The organism is Escherichia sp. E4930 (genome assembly GCF_005845405.1).
GTDB lineage: Bacteria > Pseudomonadota > Gammaproteobacteria > Enterobacterales > Enterobacteriaceae > Escherichia.
Genome location: NZ_VCDZ01000015.1, coordinates 89707 through 106497, shown reverse-complemented (window position 1 = coordinate 106497; position 16791 = coordinate 89707). Strand labels below are relative to the sequence as shown.

At 50.1% G+C, this 16791-nt stretch carries 17 protein-coding genes and 1 riboswitch; of the genes, 10 read left to right on the top strand and 7 right to left on the bottom strand.

What is annotated here, in order from left to right:
• Nucleotides 1-415 precede the first annotated feature (415 nt).
• The 3 genes from FFT88_RS16760 to dsbI are packed head-to-tail and all read left to right on the top strand — an operon-like array spanning nucleotide 416 to nucleotide 3584.
• Entirely contained in the window at nucleotides 416-2212 is a 1797-nt protein-coding gene (locus FFT88_RS16760) for an aryl-sulfate sulfotransferase (protein ID WP_135403936.1), read from the top strand.
• A 17-nt stretch (nucleotides 2213-2229) separates the two neighbouring features.
• Complete coding sequence (locus FFT88_RS16755; RefSeq protein WP_000040018.1) at nucleotides 2230-2898, top strand: thiol:disulfide interchange protein DsbA/DsbL; 669 nt, start codon at nucleotides 2230-2232, stop codon at nucleotides 2896-2898.
• Nucleotides 2899-2912: 14 nt separating this feature from the next.
• The gene (dsbI, locus tag FFT88_RS16750; RefSeq protein ID WP_130218214.1) at nucleotides 2913-3584 is read left to right on the top strand and encodes a protein-disulfide oxidoreductase DsbI; all 672 of its coding nucleotides are present in this window, start codon (nucleotides 2913-2915) and stop codon (nucleotides 3582-3584) included.
• A 47-nt stretch (nucleotides 3585-3631) separates the two neighbouring features.
• On the opposite strand, the gene ygiD is transcribed toward dsbI, so the two are convergent.
• Nucleotides 3632-4420, bottom strand: a complete 789-nt coding sequence (ygiD, locus tag FFT88_RS16745) for a 4,5-DOPA dioxygenase extradiol (RefSeq protein WP_167851595.1) — start codon at nucleotides 4418-4420, stop codon at nucleotides 3632-3634.
• A 142-nt stretch (nucleotides 4421-4562) separates the two neighbouring features.
• Here ygiD and zupT point away from each other — a divergent pair, with 142 nt between their 5' ends.
• The gene (zupT, locus tag FFT88_RS16740) at nucleotides 4563-5336 is read left to right on the top strand and encodes a zinc transporter ZupT (protein ID WP_014639308.1); all 774 of its coding nucleotides are present in this window, start codon (nucleotides 4563-4565) and stop codon (nucleotides 5334-5336) included.
• Between the two features lie 55 nt (nucleotides 5337-5391).
• Here the strand turns inward: zupT and yqiD are convergent, their stop codons facing one another.
• Both yqiD and ribB read right to left on the bottom strand, forming a co-directional pair.
• Nucleotides 5392-5562, bottom strand: a complete 171-nt coding sequence (gene yqiD, locus FFT88_RS25310) for a protein YqiD (RefSeq protein ID WP_165382779.1) — start codon at nucleotides 5560-5562, stop codon at nucleotides 5392-5394.
• 263 nt (nucleotides 5563-5825) lie between these two features.
• The gene (gene ribB / locus FFT88_RS16735) at nucleotides 5826-6479 is read right to left on the bottom strand and encodes a 3,4-dihydroxy-2-butanone-4-phosphate synthase (RefSeq protein WP_113305203.1); all 654 of its coding nucleotides are present in this window, start codon (nucleotides 6477-6479) and stop codon (nucleotides 5826-5828) included.
• Between the two features lie 104 nt (nucleotides 6480-6583).
• Nucleotides 6584-6732, bottom strand: a riboswitch (FMN riboswitch).
• A gap of 121 nt (nucleotides 6733-6853) precedes the next feature.
• Between ribB and ubiK the strand changes: the two genes are divergently transcribed.
• Nucleotides 6854-7153: a ubiquinone biosynthesis accessory factor UbiK gene (gene ubiK / locus FFT88_RS16730; RefSeq protein ID WP_064529620.1), complete on the top strand. Its 300-nt coding sequence runs from the start codon at nucleotides 6854-6856 to the stop codon at nucleotides 7151-7153.
• Nucleotides 7154-7187: 34 nt separating this feature from the next.
• On the opposite strand, the gene glgS is transcribed toward ubiK, so the two are convergent.
• The gene (gene glgS, locus FFT88_RS16725; RefSeq protein ID WP_130210460.1) at nucleotides 7188-7388 is read right to left on the bottom strand and encodes a cell surface composition regulator GlgS; all 201 of its coding nucleotides are present in this window, start codon (nucleotides 7386-7388) and stop codon (nucleotides 7188-7190) included.
• 266 nt (nucleotides 7389-7654) lie between these two features.
• On the opposite strand from glgS, the gene FFT88_RS16720 reads away from it, so the two are divergent.
• From FFT88_RS16720 to ibsE, 5 genes are all read left to right on the top strand, one after another.
• The gene (locus tag FFT88_RS16720) at nucleotides 7655-8284 is read left to right on the top strand and encodes an OB-fold-containig protein (RefSeq protein WP_130210458.1); all 630 of its coding nucleotides are present in this window, start codon (nucleotides 7655-7657) and stop codon (nucleotides 8282-8284) included.
• Between the two features lie 26 nt (nucleotides 8285-8310).
• Nucleotides 8311-9972, top strand: a complete 1662-nt coding sequence (locus FFT88_RS16715) for a flotillin family protein (protein ID WP_130218218.1) — start codon at nucleotides 8311-8313, stop codon at nucleotides 9970-9972.
• Nucleotides 9973-10210: 238 nt separating this feature from the next.
• Nucleotides 10211-10270: a type I toxin-antitoxin system Ibs family toxin gene (locus FFT88_RS16710; protein WP_001387081.1), complete on the top strand. Its 60-nt coding sequence runs from the start codon at nucleotides 10211-10213 to the stop codon at nucleotides 10268-10270.
• 316 nt (nucleotides 10271-10586) lie between these two features.
• On the top strand, nucleotides 10587-10646 hold the full coding sequence (locus FFT88_RS16705) for a type I toxin-antitoxin system Ibs family toxin (RefSeq protein WP_104917541.1): 60 nt from the start codon (nucleotides 10587-10589) through the stop codon (nucleotides 10644-10646).
• A 315-nt stretch (nucleotides 10647-10961) separates the two neighbouring features.
• The gene (ibsE, locus tag FFT88_RS16700; RefSeq protein WP_001387082.1) at nucleotides 10962-11021 is read left to right on the top strand and encodes a type I toxin-antitoxin system Ibs family toxin; all 60 of its coding nucleotides are present in this window, start codon (nucleotides 10962-10964) and stop codon (nucleotides 11019-11021) included.
• 119 nt (nucleotides 11022-11140) lie between these two features.
• Here ibsE and hldE read toward each other — a convergent pair whose 3' ends face one another.
• Genes hldE through ygiF form a run of 3 tightly spaced genes read right to left on the bottom strand, consistent with a single transcriptional unit; the run spans nucleotide 11141 to nucleotide 16786 of the window.
• A complete protein-coding gene (gene hldE / locus FFT88_RS16695; protein ID WP_130218220.1) occupies nucleotides 11141-12574 on the bottom strand; it encodes a bifunctional D-glycero-beta-D-manno-heptose-7-phosphate kinase/D-glycero-beta-D-manno-heptose 1-phosphate adenylyltransferase HldE in 1434 nt (477 codons plus the stop codon).
• Nucleotides 12575-12621: 47 nt separating this feature from the next.
• A complete protein-coding gene (gene glnE / locus FFT88_RS16690) occupies nucleotides 12622-15462 on the bottom strand; it encodes a bifunctional [glutamate--ammonia ligase]-adenylyl-L-tyrosine phosphorylase/[glutamate--ammonia-ligase] adenylyltransferase (protein ID WP_135403934.1) in 2841 nt (946 codons plus the stop codon).
• A gap of 22 nt (nucleotides 15463-15484) precedes the next feature.
• The gene (gene ygiF / locus FFT88_RS16685) at nucleotides 15485-16786 is read right to left on the bottom strand and encodes an inorganic triphosphatase (protein ID WP_135403933.1); all 1302 of its coding nucleotides are present in this window, start codon (nucleotides 16784-16786) and stop codon (nucleotides 15485-15487) included.
• Between the last annotated feature and the right edge of the window lie 5 nt (nucleotides 16787-16791).

Below are 16791 nucleotides of genomic sequence, written 5' to 3'. Positions count from 1 at the left end.
TATATAAAGCCACACATCTCCAACCTTTATTTAACATTAATAACCAATTTAATGTTAAATCGTCATATGTAAGTGATATTGCAATTAAAGTAAGTAAATAAATCACCGCATAACACATTGATATATATTAAATATTTTGTTTTTATCTCTTCATATTTTAATTTAATAATTAAAAAACAATGTCACAGAGATCACACTACGCAATATTGAACATTGTTATTAATATATCGCCACCCTACTATCCATTAAAAATAAATAGTTGTTTCAACAAATAACAATATATTCAAAAGCAGCAAAACATTCTCATATTTTATTAGAGTCACATTTTTCATTCACAAAACAAATTTATTAGTACCATCTCAACAGTCGATATTCATCATTATTATATATTTGCGTTATATAAGGAGATATATCCATGTTTGATAAATATAGAAAAACACTGGTAACTGGAACGGTGGCATTAGCTCTGGGATTGTCTGCAACTGGCGTAATGGCGGCGGGTTTTAAACCTGCACCACCTGCCGGGCAACTCGGTGCAGTCATTGTCGATCCCTACGGCAATGCCCCACTGACTGCTTTGGTTAACTTAGATAGCCACGTCATTTCTGACGTCAAAGTTACCGTCCACGGGAAGGGCGAAAAAGGCGTTGAAATCAGCTATCCCGTAGGCCAGGAGTCACTAAAAACTTACGATGGTGTACCGATTTTTGGTCTTTATCAGAAATTTGCCAACAAAGTGACCGTTGAGTGGAAAGAAAACGGCAAGGCCATGAAAGATGATTACGTGGTGCAAACTTCAGCCATCGTCAACAATTACATGGATAACCGTTCCATCTCTGATCTACAGCAGACCAAAGTCGTTAAAGTCGCACCTGGTTTTGAAGATCGCCTCTATCTGGTTAATACCCACACCTTTACGGCACAAGGTTCCGATCTCCACTGGCACGGTGAGAAAGATAAAAATGCCGGGATCCTCGATGCAGGTCCGGCAACCGGCGCACTGCCTTTTGATATCGCACCCTTTACTTTCATTGTCGATACCGAAGGTGAATACCGCTGGTGGCTGGATCAAGACACCTTCTACGATGGCCGTGACCGTAATATCAACAAACGTGGTTATCTGATGGGTATCCGCGAAACACCACGCGGCACCTTTACCGCAGTACAAGGCCAGCACTGGTACGAGTTCGACATGATGGGTCAGGTGCTGGAAGATCATAAACTGCCGCGCGGATTCGCTGACGCCACTCATGAATCCATTGAGACGCCTAATGGTACGGTACTGTTGCGCGTAGGTAAGAGTAACTACCGTCGCGATGACGGCGTACACGTCACCACCATTCGTGATCATATCCTCGAAGTCGATAAATCTGGTCGCGTTGTCGATGTATGGGATCTGACGAAGATCCTCGATCCGAAACGTGATGCTCTGCTCGGTGCACTGGATGCTGGCGCAGTTTGCGTTAACGTTGATCTTGCTCACGCCGGACAGCAGGCAAAACTGGAACCAGATACGCCGTTTGGCGACGCGCTGGGTGTAGGACCAGGTCGTAACTGGGCGCACGTCAACTCCATCGCCTATGACGCGAAAGATGACTCAATTATCCTCTCTTCTCGTCACCAGGGCGTTGTGAAAATTGGTCGTGATAAACAAGTGAAATGGATCCTTGCCCCCTCGAAAGGCTGGGAAAAACCATTGGCCAGCAAATTGCTGAAACCCGTTGACGCTAACGGTAAGCCGATCACCTGTAACGAAAATGGCCTGTGTGAAAACTCAGACTTCGACTTCACCTATACCCAGCATACCGCATGGATCTCCAGCAAAGGTACACTCACTATCTTTGATAACGGCGACGGTCGCCATCTGGAACAACCTGCCTTACCAACCATGAAATATTCCCGTTTTGTGGAATATAAGATTGATGAGAAGAAAGGTACCGTTCAGCAAGTTTGGGAATACGGTAAAGAACGCGGTTACGATTTCTATAGCCCAATCACCTCCATTATCGAATACCAGGCTGACCGTGACACCATGTTCGGCTTCGGTGGCTCCATTCATCTGTTTGACGTCGGTCAGCCGACCGTCGGTAAGTTGAACGAGATCGACTACAAAACCAAAGAAGTGAAAGTGGAAATCGACGTGATGTCTGATAAACCCAACCAGACTCACTACCGTGCGCTGTTAGTCCGTCCAAAACAGATGTTTAAATAATTAAGAAGGGAATAAAAATGTCGAAATTAGGGATCTCATCACTGTTTAAAAGCGTACTACTTACTGCGGCTCTGGCGGTTTCATTTACTGCTTCTGCATTTACCGAAGGCACGGATTATATGGTCCTGGAAAAACCGATTCCGAATGCCGACAAAACGCTGATTAAGGTATTCAGCTACGCCTGCCCGTTCTGTTACAAGTACGACAAAGCGGTTACCGGTCCGGTATCGGAAAAAGTGAAAGATGTCGTTGCTTTCACGCCGTTCCATCTGGAAACCAAAGGCGAATACGGTAAACAGGCGAGCGAAGTCTTTGCTGTCTTGATCAATAAAGATAAAGCAGCAGGTATTTCCTTATTTGATGCTAACTCTCAGTTTAAGAAAGCCAAGTTTGCCTACTACGCGGCTTATCACGACAAAAAAGAACGCTGGTCTGACGGTAAAGATCCCGCGGCCTTTATCAAAACGGGTCTGGATGCTGCTGGTATGAGCCAGGCGGATTTTGAAGCTGCACTGAAAGAGCCAGCGGTACAAGAAACACTGGAAAAATGGAAAGCCTCTTATGAAGTCGCCAAAATCCAGGGTGTTCCAGCTTATGTCGTTAATGGTAAGTACTTGATCTACACCAAGAGCATCAAATCCATCGACGCGATGGCAGACCTTATCCGTGAGTTAGCAAGCAAATAACAGGGAAACAGGCTATGGGTATTAAGGGAATGTGGAAAGACCTTCGCACATCACCAGTCGACACACTGGTCAGATGGCAGGAGCAACGCTTTTTGTGGTTGTTAATGGCCGTTGCGATGGGCGCGTTAATTATCCTGGCGCACTCTTTCTTCCAGATCTATCTCTACATGGCCCCCTGTGAGCAATGTGTATACATTCGCTATGCCATGTTTGTGATGGTTATTGGAGGATTGGTTGCGGCGATCAACCCGAAGAACATCATCCTTAAGCTGATTGGCTGCGTGATGGCATTTTACGGCAGCATCATGGGGCTGAAGTTTTCATTCAAACTGAACGATATCCACCATGCGGTGCATAACCCGGATCCCGATTCACTGTTTGGCGTTCAGGGTTGCTCTACCGATCCAACTTTCCCCTTTAACCTGCCGCTGGCACAGTGGGCACCAAACTGGTTCAAACCTACCGGGGATTGCGGCTATGATGCGCCAATCGTTCCCGATGGCGTCACACTGAGCAGTATGCAGCAGTGGTTTGTGGCGATGTATCAGCAATCTGAGGGCTGGTATCTGCTACCGCCGTGGCACTTTATGAACATGGCTCAGGCCTGTATGTTGGCTTTTGGTCTTTGCTTATTGCTGCTATTAGTGATGAGCGGTGCATGGGGACTCAAGCTGCTAAGAAAGTAAGGTAATGCAAACCGAAGCCAGAAATTGGCTTCGGTTTTCTTCATCTATTAACCTACCTGCACCGAAAGCATACTTAAACTGCCCATTTCTATACCATCGACCGGAATGGTAATTGGCTCCTGCCCATCCCATGCACCTAAAACATACAATAGCGGCAGGTAATGCTCCGGTGTTGGATTCGATAACGCGCCACCTTCATGGTCGAGATAATTCACCAGAGGATGCTGCTCCACCGATCCTTGCCACGTCAGATTCGCTTTCACATACTCATTAAACGACGTCGCCCACGGATAGGGGGAACTATCGCCATGCCATTTCACCGTGCGCAGGTTATGCACCACGTTACCGCTGGCGACCAACATTATTCCTTCATCTCGCAGCGCTGCCAGTTTACGCCCCATCTCAAGGTGCCAGGCGGCGGGTTTGGTGCTATCAATACTTAACTGCACCATCGGGATATCCGCTTGCGGATACATCTTAATCAGTACGCCCCACGAGCCGTGGTCAAAGCCCCAGGCTTCTTTATCCAGTGTGACAGGCACTGGCGCTAGCAGCTCAACCAATCGCTGAGCCAAAGCCGGTGAGCCAGGAGCCGGATAATGGGTGTCGTACAGCGCCTGCGGAAAGCCGCCAAAGTCATGAATCGTTGGCGGCGTCTCCATCGCAGTCACTCCTGTACCACGGGTAAACCAGTGAGCCGAAACCACGACAATCGCTTTCGGACGTGGCAATGTCATCCCCAACTTCTGCCAGCTGCGGGTATACAAATTATCTTCCAGCACGTTCATCGGACTACCGTGACCTAAAAACAATGCTGGCATACGTGTTGAAGACATGATGATATCCTTAACTAAAGGTGTCATTTTGATATCCTCACAATACGCTTGTTCGGCGGAGTAAGAACCCGGATAACGATGATGATCATCATCAGTTATTTTGACGATCTGCCTGAAGGTGAAGATTTATAAGGAGTTGTCGATGTCAGTACCTCTCATTCTGACCATACTGGCGGGGGCAGCCACGTTTATTGGCGCGTTTCTCGGCGTTCTCGGGCAAAAACCCTCGAACCGACTGCTGGCGTTTTCGCTAGGGTTTGCGGCGGGGATCATGTTGCTGATCTCATTGATGGAGATGCTCCCTGCCGCATTAGCCGCCGAAGGAATGTCCCCCGTTCTGGGCTACGGGATGTTTATCTTTGGTCTGCTGGGCTATTTTGGTCTGGACCGCATGTTGCCGCATGCGCATCCGCAGGATTTAATGCAAAAATCGGTGCAACCGTTGCCCAAATCGATCAAGCGCACTGCTATTCTGCTCACTCTTGGAATCAGTCTGCATAACTTCCCGGAAGGGATTGCCACTTTTGTTACGGCAAGCAGTAACCTGGAGCTGGGCTTTGGCATCTCACTGGCCGTGGCGTTGCACAATATTCCTGAAGGTCTGGCGGTTGCGGGGCCGGTTTACGCGGCAACGGGGTCGAAACGCACCGCAATTCTGTGGGCGGGGATTTCTGGGCTGGCGGAAATTCTCGGCGGCGTGCTGGCGTGGTTAATCCTTGGTAGCATGATTTCCCCGGTGGTCATGGCGGCAATCATGGCGGCGGTTGCAGGAATCATGGTGGCGCTCTCCGTGGACGAATTAATGCCGTTAGCCAAAGAGATTGATCCCAATAATAATCCCAGCTATGGCGTGCTGTGTGGGATGTCAGTAATGGGATTTAGTTTAGTGCTGTTACAAACGGCGGGAATTGGTTGAAAACAACTTCAGATGTTGTCCAGCATGGACAACATCTGCAGGCATCGCAGAAGCACTACTCCAGCTTTTCTGCTGTCTCTTCTCTCGCACTGTTTAAGTATTTGTTTCTCGCTTCAAGCAGTGCGTCTCTGTCCTGGCGAAACGCCCGACAATAACGTTTCAAATGCAGGAAATACCCCACCACAACCAGCGCAATCAATACAATCCAGTACCAGGAGATAAACATCCTTTTTACCCTTAATATTTAACAATACCAAACATTTAGCGCATAAATTTCACATATCCATTTTCGGATATATTTATATGGTCGCATAATATCGGAACATTTATATGATTTTGATCATAATGAAAAAGGTTGTCTGATATTAGTGAAATTTACTCATAGATAAAGCGGTGAAATTTACATTCAGCAGGGTAAGGGCAAAATAAAACCGAAGCCTTCTACAGCTTCGGTTTCTTTGATTATCGCACCAGTCTTAGCAGTTATTTTCAGCTAGCTTTGCGCTCATGCGCCTGACGGTATGCAACCAGATCCTCAATAGTGACCAGCGCCATATTGTGTTTGTTGGCAAACTCGATGCACTCTGGCGCGCGGGCCATGGTGCCATCGTCATTAGTCAGTTCACACAGCACACCTGCAGGTTTAAAGCCTGCCAGCGTCATCAGATCAATAGTCGCTTCGGTATGACCGCCACGAGTCAGTACACCACCCGCCTGTGCGCGCAATGGGAAAACGTGGCCAGGGCGATTCAAGTCTGAAGGTTTAGCACCATCAGCAATCGCAGCGCGAACAGTCGTGATACGGTCAGCAGCAGAAACACCGGTAGTCACACCTTCAGCAGCTTCAATGGTCACGGTAAAACCAGTGCCATAGGCGCTGGTATTATTTTCGACCATCATTGGCAGATCGAGTTGTTTACGGCGTTCTTCGGTTATGCACAAGCAAACAATACCGCTACCGTGGCGAATGGTCAGAGCCATCTGCTCAACGGTCATGGTTTCTGCCGGGAAGATCATATCGCCTTCGTTTTCACGGTCTTCATCATCAAGCACCATCACACCGCGTCCTTCACGCAGCGCAGCCAGTGCATTTTCAACACGTTCGAAAGGCGTACCAAAAGAGGAAAGTAGCGTCTGATTCATGGTAAAAAAAACCTCACTAAAATTATGGTTACCAGAATCAGGGCAGTCTTAGGAGTGGCGGCATATAGCCAAAATAACGTGAGCGGGTCCATGCCCGACAGAATCGTTACTCTCTCCCATCCGGACTCTAACCGTCGGCCCCGGAATTACACCGGATCTGCTGTCCTTTGAGTTCGCACCCAAAGCGCTCGCGGGCTTTCAACTGAGTTGATTTACCGCCGGTGGGGAATTTCGCCCCGCCCTGAGAATAAGCGGATTCACTATAACGCTAATGATTAGCGGCAGCAACGCATAGGTTCACATAATTCTGGTTTATGACTTACCCTTATCGCACTACAATGGCACTAAACACCTATCAGTACAGGGAAACTACAATGATTGACCCGAAAAAAATTGAGCAAATTGCTCGCCAGGTTCACGAATCAATGCCTAAAGGAATCAGGGAGTTCGGGGAAGATGTGGAGAAAAAAATCCGCCAAACCCTACAAGCACAGCTGACTCGCCTCGATTTGGTAAGCCGCGAAGAATTCGATGTGCAGACACAGGTCCTGTTACGGACTCGTGAGAAACTGGCGTTACTGGAGCAGCGCATCAGTGAACTGGAAGCTCGTAGTAATCCGGCAGCAGAAGTTCAATCTCCTCCCGCCATCCCACCAGTTGATAAAGCAGAATAAAGCACCACAAAAACGGGCCTGACGGCCCGTAATATCAATGTTCTAGTTCCAGTTCTCTTGACTGTGTCATTTGCTGGCAATACCAGGCATAACGAGCGCAAAACCAGGTTCTGTGTTCTTCATCCATATTACCAGTGACGGCCAGAATATCGACCGGTCGACCTTCAGCATTCATTCTGGCAAAACTACGCGCCAGGAAATCGAAATTATTTAAAGAATTAAGACCATGATCCATAAGCACATCCTCCGGTTATCGCATACCTTTTAAGGCCATATGCTTTTTCTGATTTCAGTATTCCTTAATCAGTGTAGTGCCTTTAAACATAACGTGCGTAAATATATTGTTTTGGATCACACTTTTTATTGAAAATAATTACAACGTTAAAAGACTTTCCCTTTTAAAATTTCACTAACGCATGTTATTATTAGCAAAGATAAATGTAAGAAAGGAAATCATACCATAGTAAACAATGCGTCACTGAATGGACGATGGAGTGACTGATGATTTTATTTGCCGACTATAACACACCTTATCTTTTCGCTATTTCCTTTGTACTTTTGATCGGCCTGTTAGAAATTATTGCTATTGTCTGCGGTCACATGCTCTCCGGTGCTCTTGATGCACATCTTGATCATTACGATTCCATAACCACAGGTAATATTAGTCAGGCACTTCATTATCTTAATATTGGAAGGCTACCAGCCCTCGTCATCCTCTGCCTGTTAGCTGGTTTTTTTGGCCTTATCGGCATCGTTCTACAGCATGCCTGCGTGACGGTCTGGAAAGCTCCGCTCTCAAACCTTTTGGTGGTTCCTGTTTGTTTACTGCTCACTGTTATTACAGTGCATTATATCGGCAAGGCGATCGCCCCCTGGATTCCTCGCGATCATAGTTCTGCTATTACAGAAGAAGAATATATTGGCTGCATGGCATTAATTACCGGTCATCAGGCAATATCTGGCAGACCCTGTGAAGGAAAACTTACCGATCAATTTGGTCAAATACACTATTTATTACTGGAACCTGAAGAAGGAAAAAACTTCACCAAAGGTGACAAGGTATTGATTATTTGCCGACTTTCTGCAACACGATATTTAGCAGAAAAAAATCCCTGGCCAAATATATTGTAAATATTTAATCAAAAGGAAATTTAATAATGGATGATATTGTTAACTTAGTACCGTCATGGATGTTTATGGCGATTGTTGCCGTATGTGTTCTGTTTATTATCGGTATTATTTTCGCGCGACTTTATCGTCGGGCATCTGCCGAGCAGGCATTTGTTCGTACCGGGTTAGGCGGGCAAAAAGTGGTAATGAGCGGCGGCGCAATCGTAATGCCGATCTTCCACGAAATCATTCCTATCAATATGAATACGCTCAAGCTGGAAGTCAGCCGTTCTACTATTGATAGCTTGATTACGAAAGATCGTATGCGTGTTGATGTTGTAGTGGCTTTCTTTGTACGGGTAAAACCGTCAGTAGAAGGCATTGCCACTGCGGCCCAGACGTTGGGGCAACGCACGCTATCACCAGAAGATTTACGTATGCTGGTCGAGGATAAATTCGTCGATGCCCTACGCGCCACCGCTGCGCAAATGACCATGCATGAGTTACAGGATACCCGCGAGAACTTCGTGCAGGGTGTACAAAATACCGTGGCAGAAGACTTGTCGAAAAACGGGCTGGAACTGGAAAGTGTTTCACTCACAAACTTTAACCAGACTTCGAAAGAGCATTTTAACCCGAACAACGCTTTTGACGCCGAAGGTCTGACCAAACTAACCCAGGAGACGGAACGCCGTCGTCGCGAGCGGAACGAAGTTGAACAGGATGTAGAAGTTGCGGTGCGTGAGAAAAATCGAGACGCTCTTTCGCGGAAGCTGGAGATTGAACAGCAAGAAGCGTTTATGACGCTTGAGCAGGAGCAGCAAGTTAAAACCCGTACCGCTGAACAAAATGCGAAAATTGCGGCTTTTGAAGCTGAACGTCGTCGTGAAGCAGAGCAGACGCGAATTCTGGCTGAACGACAGATTCAGGAGACGGAAATCGACCGCGAACAGGCCGTCCGCTCAAGAAAGGTTGAGGCTGAACGTGAAGTTCGCATTAAAGAGATCGAACAGCAGCAGGTCACCGAAATCGCCAACCAGACGAAATCAATCGCCATTGCGGCAAAATCAGAGCAACAATCACAGGCAGAAGCGCGTGCCAACCTCGCACTTGCAGAAGCGGTAAGTGCGCAACAAAACGTAGAAACCACTCGCCAGACCGCAGAAGCCGATCGTGCCAAGCAGGTGGCGCTGATTGCCGCAGCGCAAGACGCAGAAACCAAAGCGGTCGAACTGACCGTGCGGGCGAAAGCAGAGAAAGAAGCCGCAGAGATGCAGGCGGCAGCGATCGTTGAGTTAGCCGAAGCTACGCGTAAAAAAGGCCTGGCGGAAGCAGAAGCGCAACGTGCGCTGAACGACGCTATCAACGTACTTTCTGATGAACAAACCAGCCTTAAATTCAAACTGGCGCTACTACAGTCGTTACCTGCGGTAATAGAGAAATCCGTTGAACCGATGAAGTCTATCGACGGCATCAAGATTATTCAGGTCGATGGATTGAACCGTGGTGGCGCTGCGGGGGATGCGGCATCAGGCAGCGTTGGTGGCGGAAATCTGGCGGAACAGGCATTGTCTGCCGCCCTTTCTTACCGCACACAGGCACCGCTGATTGACTCCTTGCTCAATGAAATTGGCGTTTCAGGCGGCTCGCTGGCGGCATTGACTTCACCCTTAACCTCAACAACTCCCGTCGCAGAAAACGTAGAATAAATATTCATCTATGAATATCCCTGGCCCAAAAAGCCGGGGATTTTTTATATCTGCATTCCGGTAAAAAGTGCAAATGATCAGGTTGTTACAGCGTTTTGCGAGTCGACTCGGGGAAGAGAAAACTGCATCAGGGAAAGCGTTGCGCGGGGTCAGGCGCTAATCAACAATCGGGGAGCCAGCAAGGGGCTGAAACGGGAAAGCCCCTCCCGAGGAAGGGGCCTTACAGAAGGAAAGGGTTATGATGAAGCTTGTCATCATACTGATTGTGTTGTTACTCGTAAGTTTCGCAGCTTATTAACAGCCAATCAGAGGGGGGAGAAATCCTCCCTCACCCTTATTCCTTTACTCTAGGTTGAAAAAACAACAGCGTCAAGAAGGTTTCATTAACGCATATCCCTGGCCCAAAAAGCCGGGGATTTTTTATATCTGCATTCCGCTAAAAAGTGCAAATGATCAGACTGTTGCAGCGTTTTGCGAGTCGACTCGGGGAAGAGAAATCTGTATCAGGGAAAGCGTTGCGCGGGGTCAGGCGCTCATCAACAATCGGGGAGCCAGCAAGGGGCTGAAACGGGAAAGCCCCTCCCGAAGAAGGGGCCTTACAGAAGGAAAGGGTTATGATGAAGCTCGTCATCATACTGATTGTGTTGTTACTGATAAGTTTCCACGCTTACTAACAGCCAATCAGAGGGGGGAGAAATCCTCCCTCACCCTTGTTCCTTTACTTTAGGTTGAAAAAAAATCAGCGTCAAGAAGGTTTCATTAACGCATATCCCTGGCCCAAAAGCCGGGGATTTTTTATATCTGCATTCCGCTAAAAAGTGCAAATGATCAGGCTGTTGCAGCGTTTTGCGAGTCGACTCGGGGAAGAGAAAACTGCATCAGGGAAAGCGTTGCGCGGGGTCCGGCGCTAATCAACAATCGGGGAGTCAGCAAGGGGCTGAAACGGGAAAGCCCCTCCCGAGGAAGGGGCCTTATAGAAGGAAAGGGTTATGATGAAGTTCGTCATCATACTGGTTGTGTTGTTACTGTTAAGTTTCCCGACTTACTAACAACTGATCAGAGGGGGGAGAAATCCTCCCTTACCCTTGTTCCTTTACTTTAGGTTGAAAAAACAACAGCGTCAATAGGTCTACCTGGCACGAAGCGAGATTTGTGAACCGCTTTCCGGTTAGCCTTTTTTATCCTGTTGGATCTTCTTGATGATGTTGGTCGTCGAGCAACCGTCTTCAAAGTTGAGCACCAGCACTTCGCCGCCGTTGGCCCAGACTTCTTTACTCCCGGCAATCTCTTCTGGTTTATAGTCGCCTCCTTTTACCAGCAGATCTGGCAGGATCCCGGCGATCAGGCGCTGCGGCGTGTCCTCTTCAAACGACACCACCCAGTCGACCGCTTCCAGTGCGCCCAGCACAATCATACGCTGTTCGAGCGGGTTAACGGGGCGGGAATCCCCTTTCAGGCGTTTGGTGGAGGCATCGCTGTTCACGGCGACAATCAAGCGGTCACCCAGCTTGCGGGCATTTGCCAGATAAGAGACATGCCCGGCGTGGAGAATGTCGAAGACACCGTTGGTCATCACTACTTTTTCGCCACGTTTACGCGCCGCCGCTACAGCCAGCTTCAGCTCATCTTCGGTCATCACGCCAAAACCAGTGTCTGCGCGTCCACGTACTGCGTTTTCCAGCTCGATCGGCGAAACCGTGGATGTCCCCAGTTTGCCGACCACCACACCAGCCGCCGCATTGGCAAAGAAGCAGGCTTCTTCCAGCGAATTACCAGCCGCCAGCGTTGCCGCAAGCACGCCAATCACCGTGTCGCCTGCACCGGTAACGTCATAGACTTCTTGCGCCTGAGTTGGCATATGCAGCGGCTCTTTACCCGGTTGCAGCAGCGTCATCCCTTGCTCGGAACGGGTTACCAGCAGCGCAGAGAGTTCGTAGTCGGCAATCAGTTTCATGCCGCGTTCAACAATCTCTTCTTCGGTCTTACATTTACCAACAACAGCTTCAAATTCCGAGAGATTAGGCGTTAACAGCGTAGCGCCGCGGTAGCGTTCAAAATCGGTGCCTTTTGGATCAATCAGCACCGGAACGCCCGCTTTACGCGCCAGTTGGATCATCTGCTGTACGCTTGCCAACGCACCTTTCGCATAATCAGAAAGCACCAGCGCGCCAATCGTACCGAGAGCCTGATTAATCCGCTCATGCAGCGGCTGCGGATCAACACCTTCGAAACCTTCTTCGAAATCCAGGCGGATCAACTGTTGGTTACGAGAAAGCACCCGCAGTTTGGTGATGGTCGGATGCGTCGGCACAGAAACGAAGTCGCATTTTACGTTCACGTCCGCCAGCGATTTACTGAGCGCGCGCGCCGCATCATCAATACCTGTCAGCCCCACCAGGCGTGCGTTTGCACCGAGAGAAGCGATGTTCATCGCCACGTTGGCCGCGCCGCCCGGACGTTCTTCGATGGTATTCACTTTAACCACGGGTACTGGCGCTTCCGGCGAGATACGGCTGGTGGGACCGTACCAGTAACGATCCAGCATTACATCACCAACCACCATCACTCCTGCACGTTCAAACTCTGGCAGCGTTACTTTCATTCCTGTCTCCTGAGAGATTCAAAATTTGCGCGCGATAATACCATATTTCATTCCTCCACCAGCCACTTCTGCCAGCTTGCCCGCACCAGTTCACGCTCTGCGGTAAAGTAATCCTCCGGCACATGGCCCGGCAACTCTTGTAATGCCAGATGATGAAGTTCATCGCGCAGCGTAGTGTAAGCACGGCTCAGCGCCATCGCTTCCTGCTCTTCGATAATGTCGTTTTGCGCCAACAGTTCCAGAATGCGCACGTTGTCTGACCAGCGCGTTAACTTCGGTTTTTCATGGGCGTAGAGCAACACCAGATATTGGGTAATAAATTCGATATCGGTAATTCCGCCTTCATCGGCTTTGATATCAAAGCGATCGCGATGTTTATTGCCGAGATGGGCGCGCATTTTCTCGCGCATTTCCCGCACTTCCGTTTGCAGAGTTTTACCTTCACGCGGCAGCGTCATAATCTCCCGGCGTACTGCGTCAAATTGAGCGGTCAATTGTGGATCACCATATACCACGCGAGCACGTACCAGCGCCTGATGTTCCCACGTCCAGGCCTCGTTTCTCTGATAATCGGCAAACGCTTCTGCGGATGTCACCAGCATTCCCGCCGCCCCGGACGGGCGTAGCCGTGCATCCACTTCGTACAAAATACCGGAAGACGTGCGCGTGCTGAACAAGTGCATAATGCGTTGCGCCAGACGCAGGTAAAACTGCCGCCCGTCGATTTCCCGCTCGCCGTCCGTCATTACATCCATCGGGCAATCATGGAGGAAGATCAGGTCAAGATCAGAACTATATCCCAGCTCCCAACCGCCCAGCTTACCGTAGCCAACCACCGCAAAGCCGCGACCTTCACGTTCGTTCAGGTGGGTCGGTTTTCCGTAACGGGCGACCATTTGAACCCACGCCTGCTGAACGACGGCATCTATCATAGCCTCTGCCAACCAGGTTAAGTGATCGCTCACTTTCATTACCGGTAGCGTACCGGCAATATCCGCAGCGGCAATGCGTAACAGTTGCGCCTGTTTGAACTGACGCAGCGCCTCAAGTTGTTGTTCTTCGTCATCTTCTGGCACGCGCAGTAAATACTGGCGCAATTCGTCACGATAGGCATCCGTCGCTGTCGGCTGGTAGAGGGTGTTCGGATCGAGCAGTTCATCCAGCAATAATGGATAGCGCGCCAGTTGACTGGCAATCATCGGCGATGCGGCACACAGAGAAATCAAATGCTTAAGCGCCGCGGGGAATTCACTGAGCAATTCTAAATAGGTGGTGCGGGTAACAATCCCCACCAGCAAGGCGGTAATGCGCGACAGCGTGACAGCAGCGTCTTCACGCGCGCATACGTCACTTAACAAATGCGGCATGAGATGGTCGAGCACCTGACGTCCGCGCGGCCCAATAGTGCGCTTATCCAGCTCTTTGCGGAAATCGGCAATCAGCGTCAGCACCTGTTTGCGATCATCTTCTCTAAGATGCGCCAGCACTGGCGTGGTGTCATCTTCCTGCAATGCATCCTGCCACAGCTCACGCCACTGCTCCGACAGAGTCTCTTCCTGGGTTTCGCTTTCGTCGTCACCAATCAGATCGTTAAATACCCGACGCACATTAGCCATATGTCCGCCCAGCGCTCCGGTCAGTTGCTGCCAGTCAGCAAAGTCCATCGCCCACGCCAGCCGCGCACGGTTAAGCTCATCAGAAGGAAGCGTCTGGGTTTGTTCGTCATTAATGCTTTGCAGCAGATTTTCCAGGCGCCGCAGAAACAGATACGCCACTCGCAATTGTTCGGCATCATTCTTAGAGAGCAGATGCAATGCCGCAATGGCGTTGAGGGTAGGCAATAATGAACGCGATTGCAGCGACGGCTCGCGCCCGCCGCGAATAAGCTGGAACACCTGGACGATAAACTCGATTTCGCGAATGCCGCCCGCGCCCAGTTTGATGTTGTCGGTCAAACCGCGGCGACGCACTTCACGGGCAATCATTCCTTTCATGTTGCGCAGAGACTGAATCACACTGAAATCGATGTAACGACGAAAAACAAACGGGCGCAGCATCGAACGCAATTCGTTAGCATAAGCGCCGTCGCTATCGCCCATAATCCGCGCCTTGACCATCGCGTAACGCTCCCAGTCACGCCCCTGCTCCTGGTAATAATCTTCCAGCGCTGCAAAGCTCAGCACCAGCGGGCCACTTTCGCCAAACGGACGCAGCCGCATATCTACGCGATAGACAAAGCCATCTTGCGTTGGTTGATCCAGCACTTTAATCAACCGCTGCCCCATGCGGGTAAAGAACTGAGCGTTATCCAGTTCCCGGCGTCCGCCCTGCGTACAACCATGTTCCGGCCAGGCAAAAATCAGATCGATATCTGAGGAGAAATTCAGTTCCCCGCCACCCAGCTTACCCATGCCTAAAATCAGCAGCGGTTGCGCTTCGCCCTGCGCATTACACGGCGTTCCCCACTCGCGGCAGCATGCGTCATACAACCAGTCACGCGCCGCGACAATCAGCGTCTCAGCGAGATGGCTGAGCTGCTGCAATATGCTCTCTTCAGTAACCAGCGCCAGCGTTTGCGCCCAGGCGATACGTACCATAATGCGCCGCCGGAACAGCCGCAGTTCACGCATTAACCCAGCCTCGTCACTCACGTTACTGAGCGCCTCCTGTAACCACTCGCCGTAATACTGCCATTCATCGGCTTGTGGCGGCTCGCTTTCCAGCTCCGTCAGCCACTCTGGATGCGCAATTACGCTATCCTGCACAAAATCACTAAAAGTAAGTACTGACTTCGCCTGTGCGCTAAGTGATTCCTCGGCTAAAGGCGCTGGCAGCCGCTCAACAACGGTCTGCCAGTACTGCTGTAACGGTGAAGAGAGCGGCTTCATAAGCGATTTTATCCTTGCCTGATTAACGTTTTCCGCTGTGCAACCAGAACGGTTCCTGATTGTTTGCCTCATTACGGAAATGTTCAATTTCAATGCGTTGCCCGGTCGCAATAGCGTGATGCAGCCCCTGCCAGTTCTCCAGCCAGGCTTGCGCGACGACAGGATCGTAGTAACCCGCCAGCAACAGTATTGAGTCAATGTCACGTGTCAGGCGTGGCAACTGGTCACGGTAGCGATCGCCCAGCGGCTGGCAAAAAACGCTTTTCAGTTCAGCGGCATGGCGGGAAAGATGGATATCGGCAAAGCGTTTGAAGGAATCGCTGATTTTGCCCTGCGCTTTGGCATCTAAAAACGGCTGCCAGGCTTTGCTTACCAGCCATTCGGTCAACGCCAGTTTCGCCATTGCCGTTTCGGTAGAATAGACCGCCGTCACGGCAGAAACCGCAGAAGCAATGGTCGCCTCGCATTGAGTCAGCAGATCACGTAAGTGAGTGCTCGCTTTACGCGGCACGATACCGCCGAACAGCATCAGAGTATGGCGAACCAGGCCGATTGCTGCCAGCACCTGCTCTTTTGCCGCCTCGTTGCCGCGTATCCACAACTCTTCATGGTACTGCCATTGCGCTAACGCCAGCTCGAGCGCCGCTTCCAGCCCCTGTTCCACATCGGCTTTTGCCGCAACATGCAAAATGGTGGTGGGTTTGATTTCACGCGCGGGATTTCCCTGCGCCAGATGATAGCCACGCGCCGCCTTGCTCAGGCTGCCCTGGCGTAAACCAGTTTGCGATACCAGTTGGTTTGCCAGTTTCAGCACCGCGCGCGTTTCGCCGCTAAGCAGCTCCAGTTCCAGCTCACAGATAGGTTCAGCAAATTCACCAGCTTTCACCTCACCCTGATCGAGAGCGATTTCAATTCGGCTTCCATCGACCTCCACCAGCCATTTTTCGCGATAAAAATCGGTGCTGAACAGCGGTTGTACGCGGGAAGCGAGATCGGCAGGCAACTCGCCGTTCGGCCAGACTTCCGTCGGCAACTGCGCCAGGTCGAGCGTCGGTTCGCTCAACGCCACGTTATATTCCGGGCGCTGGTGTAAACCGCCAGTCACTCGCCCGGCGACTTTCATCGTCATTTCATAGCGACCATTTTCACCACGAATACGCAAGCCCATATCGTGCCCACGCAGCCAGTTATCCGGCGTTTCGTAGTAAATATTCAGCAACTGCACGGGGTCATGGTGCTCGCCGCCCAGCGTATTGAGATGGTCACGCAACGCCTCAACGGCACTGTGATTAACAATAAACTTTAATTCGATTTCCTGAGCCATGGCCT